The 13787-nt window shown below is 75.9% G+C and carries 14 protein-coding genes; 12 read left to right on the forward strand and 2 right to left on the reverse strand.

The genetic code is table 11. From position 1 onward, the window contains the following. Positions 1-156: 156 nt before the first annotated feature. A complete protein-coding gene (locus ACFCZN_RS10880) occupies positions 157-942 on the reverse strand; it encodes a class I SAM-dependent DNA methyltransferase (protein WP_430556781.1) in 786 nt (261 codons plus the stop codon). 207 nt (positions 943-1149) lie between these two features. On the opposite strand from ACFCZN_RS10880, the gene mihF reads away from it, so the two are divergent. From mihF to ACFCZN_RS10935, 11 genes are all read left to right on the forward strand, one after another. Further along, positions 1150-1461, forward strand: coding sequence for an integration host factor, actinobacterial type (mihF, locus tag ACFCZN_RS10885; protein WP_079575226.1), 312 nt, complete (start codon positions 1150-1152; stop codon positions 1459-1461). A gap of 85 nt (positions 1462-1546) precedes the next feature. Beyond that, complete coding sequence (gene gmk / locus ACFCZN_RS10890) at positions 1547-2155, forward strand: guanylate kinase (RefSeq protein WP_429763793.1); 609 nt, start codon at positions 1547-1549, stop codon at positions 2153-2155. An 80-nt stretch (positions 2156-2235) separates the two neighbouring features. After that, on the forward strand, positions 2236-2553 hold the full coding sequence (gene rpoZ, locus ACFCZN_RS10895) for a DNA-directed RNA polymerase subunit omega (RefSeq protein ID WP_430545481.1): 318 nt from the start codon (positions 2236-2238) through the stop codon (positions 2551-2553). A gap of 55 nt (positions 2554-2608) precedes the next feature. Beyond that, positions 2609-3856 (forward strand): bifunctional phosphopantothenoylcysteine decarboxylase/phosphopantothenate--cysteine ligase CoaBC, encoded by a 1248-nt coding sequence (gene coaBC, locus ACFCZN_RS10900; RefSeq protein WP_429763543.1) that lies wholly within the window; start codon positions 2609-2611, stop codon positions 3854-3856. Between the two features lie 75 nt (positions 3857-3931). Then, complete coding sequence (metK, locus tag ACFCZN_RS10905; protein WP_429763541.1) at positions 3932-5149, forward strand: methionine adenosyltransferase; 1218 nt, start codon at positions 3932-3934, stop codon at positions 5147-5149. A gap of 141 nt (positions 5150-5290) precedes the next feature. Beyond that, a complete protein-coding gene (locus ACFCZN_RS10910) occupies positions 5291-7579 on the forward strand; it encodes a primosomal protein N' (RefSeq protein WP_430556782.1) in 2289 nt (762 codons plus the stop codon). Next, positions 7579-8205, forward strand: coding sequence for an HAD family hydrolase (locus tag ACFCZN_RS10915; protein WP_429763537.1), 627 nt, complete (start codon positions 7579-7581; stop codon positions 8203-8205). The genes ACFCZN_RS10910 and ACFCZN_RS10915 overlap by 1 nt, the downstream gene beginning before the upstream one ends. Positions 8206-8363: 158 nt before the next feature. After that, positions 8364-9347, forward strand: a complete 984-nt coding sequence (gene fmt, locus ACFCZN_RS10920) for a methionyl-tRNA formyltransferase (protein WP_430556783.1) — start codon at positions 8364-8366, stop codon at positions 9345-9347. Then, positions 9344-10888, forward strand: a complete 1545-nt coding sequence (locus ACFCZN_RS10925; RefSeq protein ID WP_430556784.1) for an RsmB/NOP family class I SAM-dependent RNA methyltransferase — start codon at positions 9344-9346, stop codon at positions 10886-10888. The genes fmt and ACFCZN_RS10925 overlap by 4 nt, the downstream gene beginning before the upstream one ends. 92 nt (positions 10889-10980) lie before the next feature. Continuing rightward, positions 10981-11226: a helix-turn-helix transcriptional regulator gene (locus ACFCZN_RS10930; RefSeq protein ID WP_429763531.1), complete on the forward strand. Its 246-nt coding sequence runs from the start codon at positions 10981-10983 to the stop codon at positions 11224-11226. Beyond that, complete coding sequence (locus ACFCZN_RS10935) at positions 11213-12496, forward strand: type II toxin-antitoxin system HipA family toxin (protein WP_430556785.1); 1284 nt, start codon at positions 11213-11215, stop codon at positions 12494-12496. The genes ACFCZN_RS10930 and ACFCZN_RS10935 overlap by 14 nt, the downstream gene beginning before the upstream one ends. A gap of 14 nt (positions 12497-12510) precedes the next feature. Here the strand turns inward: ACFCZN_RS10935 and ACFCZN_RS10940 are convergent, their stop codons facing one another. Continuing rightward, the gene (locus tag ACFCZN_RS10940) at positions 12511-13062 is read right to left on the reverse strand and encodes a GNAT family N-acetyltransferase (RefSeq protein ID WP_430556786.1); all 552 of its coding nucleotides are present in this window, start codon (positions 13060-13062) and stop codon (positions 12511-12513) included. 38 nt (positions 13063-13100) lie between these two features. Here ACFCZN_RS10940 and rpe point away from each other — a divergent pair, with 38 nt between their 5' ends. After that, positions 13101-13763 (forward strand): ribulose-phosphate 3-epimerase, encoded by a 663-nt coding sequence (gene rpe, locus ACFCZN_RS10945; RefSeq protein WP_429763525.1) that lies wholly within the window; start codon positions 13101-13103, stop codon positions 13761-13763. Positions 13764-13787 lie beyond the last annotated feature (24 nt).

The following is a 13787-nucleotide window of genomic DNA, read 5'->3' on the forward strand; positions in this document are numbered from 1 at the left end:
CCAGATGCGGGGGGGTGGCGCGCGGCCCCCGCCCCCGCGGGGGCGGACGTGCGGGCCGCGCTGCGTCCCTGACGCCGGCCGTCCGCACGACGGGCCCGCCCCTCCCGGGGGGCGGGCCCGTCGCCGTCTCCGTGGCCCCCGCGTCAGGTGGCGGCGTCAGGACCCGGAGTCCTGCCAGACGGACACGTGCCGCTCGCTGTCGGCGGTGAAGGGCGTGCGGTCCCAGTCCTCCCAGCGGTGCACCAGGCGCATCCCGGCGATCCGCGCCATGAGGTCCAGCTCGGCCGGCCAGACGTACCGGAACGGCAGCCACCGGAACCGACCCGAGCCGTCCGGCCCGACGGTCACGTGGTTCGACGTGAAGCGCTGGGTGACGACGTCGAACCGGTCGAAGCCCGCGTACCCGCCGCCGGCGTCGTCGGGCGCGACCGTGAACGGCACGGTGTCCTGCCCGGGCGGCATGCGGCGCAGGGGCGGCACCCCGACCTCGACGACGAAGTGCCCGCCGGGGCGCAGGTGCGCCGCCGCGGTGCGGAAGCAGTCGACCTGGCCGTCCTGCGTCGTGACGTTGCCGATGGTGTTGAAGACGAGGTAAGCGACGGCGAACTCGCCCGGCACGCGGGCGGTCGTCATGTCGCCGATCGTCACCGTCACCCGGTCGCCGCCCGGCTTGTCCGCGACGCGCGCCGCCATCGCCCGGGACAGCTCGATCCCGTGCACGGGCACGCCGCGCCGCGCGAGGGGAGCCGCGACGCGGCCGGTGCCGACGGCGAGCTCGAGGGCGGCGCCGTCGCCCGCGAGGCCCGCGAGCAGATCGACCGTGCGTCCGACGACCGCCGGGTCGAACTCGTCGTCGGTCGACGAGTCGTAGGAGGCGGCGACGCTCTCGGGGAACCACCCGTCCTCGACGGCGTCCGGGGTCGTGCTCGGGTCCGTCGGCATGCACCGACCGTAGGCCTCGGCGCACGAGCCGCGGGAGCCCTTTTCCGTGCAGGCGTGCGACCTGCGACGATGTCCTGACCCGAATGCCGCTTTCCTCCCGGTCGGACGGCGATCCGTCCTGCGCTACGGATTGCCGCCTCCGCAGGTCGTGGCTACTTTCGAGGGAGCAGTTCCCTCACAGGCGGACCGACAGAGTAGGTGACTTGCGTGGCTCTCCCCCCTCTCACCCCGGAACAGCGTGCTGCGGCCCTCGAGAAGGCGGCCGAGGCTCGGCGCGTCCGCGCGGAGATCAAGAACCGGTTGAAGTACTCCCAGGGCTCCCTCAAGGACGTGATCGAGAAGGGGCAGAAGGACGACGTCGTGGGCAAGCTCAAGGTCGTCTCGCTGCTCGAGTCGCTCCCGGGGGTCGGTAAGGTGAAGGCCCGGGCGATCATGGAGGAGATCGGGATCGCCGAGACCCGCCGGGTCCGCGGCCTCGGGCCGCACCAGGCTTCGGCGCTCATCGAGAGGTTTGGCTGACATTTCCGCACGATCCGCCGGCAGTCCGGCACCGCAGCAGGCCCCTGTCACGGCGGACGCGGGAGCGACGTCGGCGCGCCTGACCGTGCTGGCCGGGCCGACGGCCGTCGGCAAGGGCACGGTCTCGGCCGACGTGCGCGCCCGCTACCCGCAGGTGTGGCTGTCGGTGTCGGCGACGACCCGGCCGGCGCGCCCCGGCGAGGTGCACGGCGTGCACTACCTGTTCGTCTCGCCCGAGGAGTTCGACCGGATGGTCGCCGACGGGGAGATGCTCGAGTGGGCGGTGGTGCACGGTCGGCACCGGTACGGCACCCCCCGGGGGCCGGTCGAGGAGCATCTCGCCGCCGGCGTGCCCACCCTGCTGGAGATCGACCTGCAGGGCGCGCGGCAGGTGCGCGAGGCGGTCACGGCGAGAGGGCTCGCCGCGCAGTTCGTCTTCCTCGCCCCGCCCAGCTTCGACGAGCTCGTGCGGCGCCTTGTCGGGCGCGGCACGGAGGACGCGGAGGAGCGTGAGCGACGCCTGACCACGGCGCGGACCGAGCTCGCCGCCGAGGCCGAGTTCGACGTGACGATCGTCAACGACGACGTCACCCACGCCACGGACCGGCTCGCGCGGGTGATGGGTGTGACGTCCGCCGCACCCCGGGTCGCCCTGGAGGGCACCGGCTGGGGGTCCGCGCCCGAGCGCAGGTAGGATGGACTGCTGACCCCCTGACATCGCGTCACCGCAGCTGTCAGCGAACCCGTCACCGAACTTTGTCTGGAGTGTGACCCATGGCCGGAACCGTGGCCCAGCCCATCGGCATCACCGACCCGCCCATCGACGAGCTGCTCGAGCGCACCGACTCGAAGTACGGCCTCGTGCTGTACGCGTCCCAGCGCGCCCGCCAGATCAACGCCTACTACTCGCAGCTCAACGAGGGCCTGCTCGAGAACGTGGGCCCGCTGGTCGAGACCCGCAACCAGGAGAAGCCGCTCTCCATCGCCATGCGCGAGATCAACGAGGGCCTGCTCACCTCGACCCCGGTCGAGGAGAAGCCCGAGGCCGCCGCGGAGCCGGTCGCCGAGCCCGGCGACGAGATCACCTTCTGACGGCACGGCGCCGGTCGGCGACCGGCGTCCCCCTGCGGCGACGAGGTAGCGCGCGATGAGGATCCTGCTCGGCGTCAGCGGCGGCATCGCCGCGTACAAGGCCGTGCTGCTGCTGCGGCTCCTGCGCGAGGACGGCCACGCGGTCCGGGTGATCCCGACCGCGTCCGCCCTGCGCTTCGTGGGCGCGCCGACGTTCGAGGCGCTGTCCGGCGAGCCGGTCACGGACGAGGTCTTCGAGGACGTCGCGCACGTCCCCCACGTGGCGCTCGGACAGGGCGCCGACCTCGTCGTCGTGGCGCCCGCGACGGCGGACCTGCTCGCCCGGGCGGCGACCGGCCGGGCCGACGACCTCCTCACCTCGACCCTCCTCACCGCCCGCTGCCCGGTCGTGATGGCCCCCGCCATGCACACCGAGATGTGGGAGCACCCCGCCACCCGCGCCAACGTGGCGACGCTGCGCGAGCGGGGCGTCACGGTGATCGAGCCGGAGAGCGGCCGTCTCACCGGCGCGGACACGGGCCCGGGGCGCCTGCCCGAGCCGGAGGAGATCGCGCGTGCAGCCCTCGCGGCCGCGGCGTCCGCCGGCCCCTCGACTCCCGGGGACGGGCCTCCCGGCGACCTGTCCGGTCGCACGGTGGTCGTCTCGGCGGGGGGCACCCGCGAGCCGATCGACCCGGTGCGCTTCATCGGCAACCGGTCCAGCGGGCGCCAGGGCGCCGCGCTCGCCGAGGCCGCCCGCGCCCGCGGCGCCGCGGTCACGCTCGTGGCCGCCAACCTGGACGACGCCGTGTGCGGGGCCGCGCGCGCGGCCGGCGTCGTCGTCGTGCCCGTGGAGACCACGGCCGAGCTGCGCGACGCCGTGCGTGCGGGCGCGTCGGAGGCCGACGTCGTCGTGATGGCGGCGGCGGTGGCCGACTTCCGCCCGGCCGACGTGCCGGACGCCAAGATCAAGAAGGTGCCGGGCGAGGGCCCCGCGCCCCTCACGCTCGTCGAGAACCCGGACGTGCTCGCCGAGCTCGCGCACGACCGGCTGCGCCCCGGCCAGCTCGTCGTGGGCTTCGCGGCCGAGACCGGCGACGCGGACGGCTCCGTGCTCGAGCACGGGCGCCGCAAGGCGCTGCGCAAGGGCGCGGACCTGCTCGCGGTGAACGCCGTGGGCGCCGGGCGCGGCTTCGGCGCCCCCACCAACGCCGTCACGGTGCTCGACGGCCGCGGCGAGGTCGTGACCGAGGCCGCCGGGTCGAAGCGCGAGGTCGCGGACGCCATCTGGGACGCCGTGACGAAGACGCTGCCCGGCATCTGAGATTCACCCAGCATGTGAGACATTTCCCGTCTCGAGGGCCCGATGGGGCGGCCTGTTCCCCGTAGGCTGTCCGCCATGACCGATGCGCTGCGCCTCTTCACGTCCGAGTCCGTGACCGAGGGCCACCCGGACAAGGTCTGCGACCAGATCTCCGACGCGATCCTCGACGCGCTGCTCGCACAGGACCCGCGCTCGCGCGTGGCGGTGGAGACGATGGTGACCACGGGCCTGGTGCACGTGGCGGGCGAGGTCACGACAGACGCGTACGTCGAGATCCCGCAGATCGTGCGTGAGGTGGTCCGCCGCATCGGGTACACGTCCTCGGCGATCGGGTTCGACGGCGACTCCTGCGGCGTCTCCGTGTCGATCGGGCAGCAGTCGCCCGACATCGCGCAGGGCGTCGACAAGAGCCTCGAGGAGCGCGACGACGCCTCCGGACCGGGCCTCGACCGCGACCCCCTCGACGCGCAGGGCGCGGGCGACCAGGGCCTGATGTTCGGGTACGCCACCGACGAGACGCCGTCCCTGATGCCGCTGCCGATCTGGACGTCGCACCGGCTCGCGGAGCGGCTGTCGGCCGTGCGGCGCTCGGGCGAGCTGCCCGGGCTGCGCCCCGACGGCAAGACGCAGGTGACGGTCGCGTACGACGGCGACCGGCCGGTGCGCATCGACACGGTGGTGCTGTCCACGCAGCACGACGCCGACATCGTGCAGGAGAAGCTGCAGCGCGAGGTCGCGGACGTCGTCATCGCGCCGGTGCTGGCCCAGGTGGCCCAGGAGACCGGCGTCGAGACGGCGGACGCACGCCTCATCGTCAACCCGACCGGCAAGTTCGTCGTGGGCGGGCCGCAGGGCGACGCCGGCCTCACCGGCCGCAAGATCATCGTCGACACCTACGGCGGCATGGCGCGGCACGGCGGCGGCGCGTTCTCCGGCAAGGACCCGTCGAAGGTCGACCGGTCCGCCGCGTACGCGATGCGCTGGGTCGCGAAGAACGTCGTCGCGGCGGGGCTCGCGCGCCGGTGCGAGGTGCAGGTCGCGTACGCGATCGGCAAGGCGCACCCGGTAGGGCTGTACGTCGAGACGTTCGGCACGGAGACGGTGCCCACCGAGCGGATCGCCGCGGCCATCGAGAGCGTCTTCGACCTGCGCCCGGCGGCGATCATCCGCGACCTCGACCTGCTGCGCCCCGTGTACGCCCAGACGGCCGCCTACGGGCACTTCGGCCGCGACCTGCCCGGGTTCACCTGGGAGCGCACCGACCGCGTCGACGCGCTGCGGGCCGCGGTCTGACCCACCGTTCCGGCCTTCGGTCGCGGCTGGGTGGTGCGAAGGCACCTTGCCATCACGTGCTCCTCTCGTCCGGCGGCGGCGTCGGTCGAGCCTGGTGTCACCGTGCTCGGCTGCGTCCGTGGGGCGTGATGGGATGGCCTCGTGACTGAGACCCCCGAGCCCGAGCAGCCCGCGCTGCTCGGGCTCGACGACGTCCCGGCCCCGCGCGACGCCGGCGCGAAGGGGCGTCGCAAGCCCGGGAAGGGCGGCAAGGCCGCCCTGGGCGCCACCCCCGTCGCCGACGAGCTCCCCGTCGCCCGGGTGGTGCTCGACCTGCAGCCCGCGCACCTGGACCGCCCGTACGACTACCTGGTGCCCGCCCCGATGGCCGACGACGCCCGGCCGGGCGTGCGGGTGCGGGCCCGGTTCGGGCCGCAGGAGGTGGCGGGGTACGTGGTGGAGCGTCGCGAGACGTCCGACCACGACGGGCGGCTGGTGCCCCTCAGGCGCGTGGTCTCGGCCGACGCCGTGCTGTCGGAGCCGGTGCTGCGGCTGGCCCGCGCCGTCGCGGACCGGTACGCGGGAACGCTCGCCGACGTGCTGCGCCTCGCCGTGCCGCCGCGGCACGCCCGCGTCGAGAAGGAGGTGCTCGCCTCCCTGACCACGGCTCCGGACGGGGCGGCGCGGGTCGCGTCGAGCGGCGAGCCGGCCGATACCCAGGGCGACAGCACCCAGGCCCTCGCTCAGGAGCCCGTGGAGGGCGTCCAGGACGCCCCGGAGGACGTCGGGGAGGGCGCGGACCGTCCCGGCCCCTTACGGCTCGTCTCAGCGGGCTCGACGACCGCATGGGAGTCCTACCTGGGCGGGGAGGCGTTCTGTCGTCACGTGCTCGCCGGCGGCGCTCCGCGGGCCGTGTGGACGCCGCTGCCCGGCCTCGCGCCCCCGGCGGGCGACGGGCCGGCGCGCGTACCGCACTGGGCGGCCGCCGTCGCACAGGCGGCCCGTGCCGCCGTGGCCGGCGGACGGCGCGTCCTCGTCGTGGCGCCCGACGCCCGCGACGTCGAGCGCGTCGTGGCCGCCCTCGGCGAGGCCGGGCTCGACGACGTCGTGCGGCTCCTCGCCGACGACGGACCCGCCCCGCGCTACCGCGCCTTCCTGCGCGCCCGGCACGGGCTGGCCGACGTCGTCGTCGGGACGCGGGCCGCCATGTTCGCCCCGGTGCCGGACCTCGGTCTCGTGGTGCTGTGGGGCGACGGCGAGGACACGCTCGCGGAGCCGCACGCCCCCTACCCGCACGCCCGAGACGTGCTCGCCCTGCGCAGCGACCTGGAGGACGCCGCCTACCTGCTGGGGTCGCCGGGCCGGACCGTGCAGGCGCAGGCCCTGCTGGCGTCCGGGTGGGCGCGCGAGATCGCCGCGCCCCGAGACGTGCTGCGCGCCCGCGCCCCCCGTGTGCGCGCCCTCACGTCCGTCGAGCTCGCCGCCGAGGGGCCGGGAGCCGCCGCCCGGCTGCCGACCGCCGCCTGGCGGGCCGCCCGCGACGGGCTGACCCGCGGGCCCGTCCTCGTCCAGGTGCCGCGCACCGGCTACCTGCCCGTCGTCGCGTGCGCGCGGTGCCGGACCGCCGCCCGCTGCGCCGCCTGCCACGGCCCGCTCGGCATGACCCGCACCGGCAGCGCGCCCCAGTGCTCCTGGTGCGGCCGGCTCGCCGGCGGCTGGCGCTGCGAGGAGTGCGGCGACACCCACCTGCGTGCCGTCCGCGTCGGGTCGGACCGCACCGCCGAGGAGCTCGGCCGGGCGTTCGCGGGCACTCCCGTGCGCGTGTCCGCGTCCTCCGCGCCCGCCGGGGTGCTCGACCGGGTCGGTCCCGAACCGGCCCTCGTCGTCGCGACACCCGGCGCCGAGCCCGTCGCCGACGGCGGGTACGCCGTCGCTCTCCTGCTCGACGCCGCCGTGGCCACCGCGGGCACGGGCCTCGCCACGGCGACGGAGGCGCTGCACCGTTGGCTCGCGGCCGCGGCCCTCGTGCACCCGTCCCGCGCCGGCGGACAGGTGCTCCTCGTCGGCGACGCCGCCCCCGCCCCGACCGGGGCGCTCGTGCGCTACGACCCCGGGGGCCTGGCCGACCGGGAGCTCGCCGAGCGTCGCGAGCTCGCGCTGCCGCCCGCGGTCCGTGTCGCGTCCGTCAGCGGGGACCGGGGCGCGGTGGACGCCGTCGTGGGCCGGGTGGCGCTCGCGGGCCCCGACACCGTCCTGGGGCCCGTCGAGCAGCCCGACGCCGACCCGCGCCGCGGCGCCACGCTCGAGCCCCAGGTGCGCACCGTGCTGCGCGTCCCCCTCGCCCAAGGCGGCGAGCTCGCCGCCCAGCTGCGCGCCTCCCTCGCCGTCCGGTCGGCCCGGCGGGAGGGCGGCGCCGTCCGCGTCCAGGTCGACCCGAAGGAGATGCTCTGATGGCTCCTGGCCCCGCCGAGGCCCTCGTCGACACGGTGGTGCTCGACTTCGGCAACGTGCTCGTCGGCTGGGACCCCTACGGGGCGTTCCCGGGGCGCACGCGCGCCGAGGTGGACGCCTGGATGGCGGACGTCGACTTCCCCGCCCTCAACCTCGCCCAGGACGCCGGGCGCAGCTGGACCGACGCCCGCGCCAGCCTGGCCGACCGGCCCCACCTGCAGCCGCTGCTCGACGAGTACGTGGCGGGCTTCCCCGGCACCCTGACCGGGCCCGTCCCGGGCTCGGCGGAGCTCGTCGACGAGCTGGCGGCCGCCGGCGTGCGCCTCCTCGGGCTCACCAACTGGTCGGACGAGCTGTTCGGGCACGCCGCCGGGGCGGCCCCCGCGACGACGCGCATGGAGCACGTGGTGGTGTCCGGGCGGGTGGGGCTCGCGAAGCCCGACCCGGCGATCTTCCGGCACCTGATGGTCACGCACGACGTCGACCCCGCGCGCGCCGTCTTCGTCGACGACAGCCCCGCCAACGTCGAGGCCGCCCGCGAGCTGGGCTTCCACGCCGTCCGCTTCACCGACGCCGCGGCGCTGCGCGCCGCCCTGCGCGACCTCGGTCTCCCTGTCGGCCGGTAGCCGGCACGAGCACGAGGGAGGACGTCGACCGGACGGTCACGATGCCGGTCGGCGCCCACGACCTCTCGCGACCACGAGCGGGCCACGCCGCTGCATGACGCTCGACGGCGCCCCGGCGCCCGCGGACCGGGACCCGCTCGCCCGACTACGATCGGGTGGTGCGCCTGCTCTTCGCCGGAACCCCTGACCCTGCCGTCCCGTCCCTGCGCGCCCTGCTGGCGTCGCGCCACGAGGTCGTCGCCGTCCTGACCCGGGCGGACGCGCCCGCCGGACGCGGCCGCCGGCTCGTGCCCAGCCCGGTGCGCCTCGCGGCCGAGGAGGCCGGGATCCCGGTCCTCACCGAGCGCCCGCGCGGGGAGGAGTTCCTCGCGACGCTGCGCGAGCTCGACGTCGACGCCGCCCCCGTCGTCGCGTACGGGCACCTCCTGCGCGCCGACGTGCTCGCCGTCCCGCGCCTCGGCTGGGTCAACCTGCACTTCTCCGTCCTGCCCGCGTGGCGCGGGGCCGCCCCCGTGCAGCACGTTGTGCTCGCCGGGGACGAGGTCACCGGCGCGACGACGTTCCTCCTCGACGAGGGCATGGACACCGGCCCGGTGCTCGGCACCGCCACGGAGACGATCCGCCCCCGCGACACCTCCGGCGACCTGCTCGGCCGGCTGGCCACCAGCGGCGCCGACCTGCTCGTCGCGACCCTCGACGCCCTCGAGGACGGGACGCTCGCGCCCCAGCCGCAGCCCGCGGACGGCGTCTCCCTCGCGCCCAAGGTGACGACCGACGACGCCCGCGTCCGCTGGGACGACCCCGCACTCGCCGTCGACCGACGGATCCGCGCCGTCACCCCCGCCCCCGGCGCGTGGACCACCCTGCCGCCCACCGCCGGGCTCGACGCCGCCCCGGGCGCCCGCCTCGGCCTGGGTCCCGTCACCCCGCGACCCGACGTCACCGACCTCGCCCCCGGCGAGGTGCGCCCCGGCAAGAAGGAGGTCCTCGTCGGGACCGCCACGCACGCCGTCGCGCTCGGGCACGTGCAGCCCGTCGGCAAGAAGCCGATGCCCGCCGCGGACTGGGCACGCGGCGCGCGCGGCCTCTTCACCGGGGACGCCGGCGACGCCTCCCTGCGCCTCGGGCAGGACGCCCGATGAGCGACGACCGCCGGGACGAGCGCCGCGCGCCCGCCCGCAACAGCAAGGGACGCCAGCGCAGCGCCGCCCGCACCCGCGGCGAGACGCACCGCAGCGCCCAGGCGCCCGGCGAGCGCCGCCGCCACACCGACCCGGCCCGCACCGCGGCCTACGACGTGCTGCGCCAGGTGGACGGCTCCGACGCCTACGCCAACCTCGTGCTCCCGCCCCTGCTCCGCGAACGCAGGATCGCCGGCCGCGACGCCGCGTTCGCCACCGAGCTCGCGTACGGCACCCTGCGCCTGCGCGGACGCTACGACGCGATCCTCGCCCGCTGCGTGACCCGCCCCCTCGACCAGCTCGACCCCGAGGTGCTCGACGTCCTCCGCCTCGGCACGCACCAGCTCCTGGGGATGCGCGTCCCGTCCCACGCGGCAGTCTCCGAGACCGTCGCGCTCGCCCGCGACCGCGTGGGCGCCGGGCCGGCCCAGATGGTCAACGCCGTCCTGCGCGCCGTCGGACGCACGCCCCTCGAGGAATGGCTCGCCCGCCTCACCGAGGAGGCGCCCGACACCGTCACCGGGCTCGCCACGGTCGGCTCGCACCCGGTGTGGATCACCAGGGCCCTGCGCGAGGCGCTCGCGGGCCACGGACGCGGCCCCGACGAGATCGCCGACCTGCTCGACGCGGACAACGCCGCGCCCCGCGTGACCCTCGTCGCGCGCCCCGGCCTCGCGGCGCCCGACCTGCTCCAGGAGCAGGCCCACGACGCCGACGTGCGGCTCGAGCCGGGCCGCTGGGCGCCGACCGCGCTCGTCCTCGCCGGCGGCAGCGACCCCGCCGCGCTGCCTGCCGTCGCTGATGCCCGCGCAGGCGTCCAGGACGAGGGCTCGCAGCTCGTCACCCTCGCACTCGCAGGCGCCCCGCTCGACGGCGCCGACGCGCGCTGGCTCGACCTCTGTGCCGGGCCGGGCGGCAAGGCCGCCCTCCTCGCGGCGCTCGCGGGGGAGCGAGGCGCCACCCTCGTCGCCAACGAGGTGCAGCCGCACCGCGCCCGCCTCGTCGAGCGGGCCCTGCGCGCCGTGCCGGAGGGCGTCGTGGAGCGCGTGCGCACCGGCGACGGCCGGGAGGTCGGCACCGAGGAGCCCGCCGCCTACGACCGGGTCCTCGTCGACGCCCCCTGCACCGGGCTCGGCGCACTGCGCCGGCGTCCCGAGTCGCGCTGGCGCCGCACCCCGGCCGACCTGGGCACACTGACGGTGCTGCAGCGCGAGCTGCTCGCCTCCGCCCTCGACGCGGTGCGTCCCGGCGGCGTCGTCGCGTACGTCACCTGCTCCCCGCACCTGGCGGAGACGCGGCTCGTGGTCGACGACGTGCTGCGCCGTCGGGACGACGCGGAGCGCATCGACGCCCGGCCGGCGGTGCGCGACGCGCTGGTGCCCGGTGCGGACATCGATCTCGGCGCCCCGGACGGCGGCGCGCACGGGCTGGACGTGCAGCTGTGGCCGCACGTGCACGGCACCGACGCGATGCACCTCACGCTGCTGCGCCGGATCGCGTAGATGTCGGGATCTTCTTGCACTCCCCGGTGTTGCCAGGATATGGTGGCGCCACCCAGGGGGGTCAGGAAATCCCGACGCAACGAGGTGCCGACATGAACGGCGAACGATGGACGGTAGCGCGAAGCCCGCGCGACATCGGACGCTTCGTCCAGCAGACACGCAAGCGCGAAGGCCTGAGCCAGGGGGCGCTCGCGGACGAGCTCGGGCTGACCCGACAGTACGTGTCCGAGGTCGAGTCGGGTGTCGAGAACCTCTACATCACGCGACTGTTCGAGATGTTCGACGCCTTGGGCGTCGACGTGCGGCTGGCGGAGAGGGCGGGCCGTGCCGGCGAGTGAGCTCGACGCGTGGCTGTACGGGATCCGGGTAGCCCGGTTCGTCGGGCGTTCGAGTCCACGGGGGACTCACAGGGTCGACCTGGAGTGGGACGCCGGAGCGGTCGCGCGATGGGGATACGGCGCGCGCGTGCTGTCCCACCTCCTCCCCATGGACCCGGACGCACCGCCGTCGTCGGCCCGGGTGACGGCCTGGCTCGACGGGCTGATGCCCGAGGGGCGCGTGCGTGACTCCATGGCGATGGAGGCCGGCGTCGACCCCGAGGATTCCGTCGGCTTCTTCGCCGCCTTCGGAGGTGACACCGTCGGTGCCCTCCTGCTCGTACCTCCTGGGGCCGACCCGGAACCGGCGGCACGACCGGCGACCCGTCTCGACGACCGAGGCGTGGCGACGCTCCTTCGGGAGAGCCTGGCACGTGCCGGCGGGCATGGACGCAGCAGGCACCTGACGAGCTCCCTGCCCGGTATGGAGCCCAAGATCGGGCTGGTACGCGACGAGCGCGGCTGGCTCCGTGCGTCGCCCACCCAGCCGACGACGCACATCCTCAAGGTGGCGCGCGAGGCGGGCTCTCCCACGGCCGACCTGGTCGATACTGAGGCCGCCGCGCTCGACCTGGCCCGCCGCGTGGGTCTCACGTCGATCGACGCCGAGGTGGTCACGTTCGACGACGTTCGCGCGATCGTCGTCTCACGCTACGACCGCGTGCCCGACGCGGACGCCCCGGGCGGTCAGCGACGGGTGCACCAGGAGGACGGGGCGCAGGCGCTCGGCATCAACACCCGCGACCCCGAGCGCAAGTTCCAGCACGGGCGCGCGCTGCCCTCCCTGGCCCGGATCGCCCGCACGCTGCGCGACGACGGCGCCCGGCCCGACGGCCTGCTCGCCCTCACGACCCTGAACCTGGCGGTCGGGAACACCGACGCGCACGCGAAGAACGTCTCGGTGCTCCGGCGCGCGGACGGCACGGTCGCGCTCGCGCCCGCCTACGACGTGTCCATGCACCTGCACCACACGCACGCGTCGCGGGTCTTCGCGATGGACGTGTCCGGGGAGCGCGACATGGACCGCATCACGGCCGAGCACCTCGTCGGGGAGGGGGAGTCGTGGGGGCTGCCCCGCCGCCGTGCCCTGCGCGCCGTGGCGGCCACGCTCGACGGCCTGCGCACCGGGCTCGAGGAGATCGACCGCGACGCGCACCCGGGCGTGGGCCCCGAGGCGTGGCGGACCGTGGAGGACCGGACCGACACGCTGCGTGCCGGGCTGCACTCCTGAGGCGCGCAGGCGCGTCAGGCGAGGGTGAGCTGCAGCAGCGTGGTGCTCACGGTGCGGCCGTGCTTGACCCCGACGTCGCGCAGCACGCCGGCGACCTCGAAGCCGAACCGGCGGTGCAGGGGCAGGGAGCCGGCCGCCGCGGGGTCGTCGGCCACGACGGCCACGACCTGCCGCACGCCGGCGCGCGAGCAGGCCTCGAGCAGCGCCGTCATGAGCAGGGAGCCGACGCCGCGTCCCTGGGCCGCGGGGGCGAGGTAGATCGTGTCCTCCACCGTGTACCGGTAGGCGGCCTTGGGGCGCCAGGGGGACGCGTACGCGTAGCCGACGACGGCCCTGTCGACCTCGGCCACGAGGAACGGCAGGCCGCGGGCGTCCAGGTCCACGAGGCGCTGGCGCCACGCGGCGACGTCGGGGGCCTGCTCGTCGAACGTCACGGCCGTGCCGGTGACGTACGGCTCGAGGATGGCCGCGACGGTGGGCAGGTCGTCGGCGACGGCGGCACGCACGACCGGGGGCGCGACGGCCGTCGTCGGCGACGGCTCGGTGGGGGAGGGGAGCGGTGGCACGGGGCGAGCGTAGTGGCTGCGCCGCCTACGCTGGGCGCATGCCTGCGCTGATCAACCCGAGCATCCTGTCGGCCGACTTCGCGAACCTCGAGCGCGACCTGGGGGCCATCGCCACCGCCGACTACGCCCACGTGGACGTCATGGACAACCACTTCGTGCCGAACCTCACGCTGGGCCTGCCGGTCTTCGAGCGGCTCGCGCAGGTCTCGCCGGTGCCGCTCGACGCACACCTGATGATCGAGGACCCGGACCGCTGGGCGCCCGCGTACGCGGAGGCCGGGGCCGCCTCGGTGACGTTCCACGCGGAGGCCGCCACGGCTCCGGTCCGCCTCGCGCGGGAGCTGCGGCGCCTGGGGGCGAGGGCGGGCGTCGCGCTCCGGCCGGCGACGCCGGTGGAGCCGTTCCTCGACCTCCTGCCGGAGATCGACATGATCCTCGTCATGACCGTGGAACCCGGCTTCGGCGGGCAGTCGTTCATCGACGGCACGCTGCCGAAGATCCGGCGCGCCCGGCAGGCGGTGGGGGAGTCGGGGCTGGACGTGTGGATCCAGGTCGACGGGGGAGTGTCGCGCGACACGATCGAGCGCGCGGCGGACGCGGGGGCGAACGTCTTCGTCGCGGGCTCCGCCGTCTACGGGGCGGAGGACGTACCGGCGGAGATCGAGGCGCTGCGGGGTCTGGCGTCGGCGCACGCCCACTGATCCTCGGGGGGAGTGGTCCCGGGT

This window comes from Isoptericola sp. NPDC056134, assembly GCF_042264825.1.
Taxonomy (GTDB): Bacteria; Actinomycetota; Actinomycetes; order Actinomycetales; family Cellulomonadaceae; genus Isoptericola; species Isoptericola nanjingensis.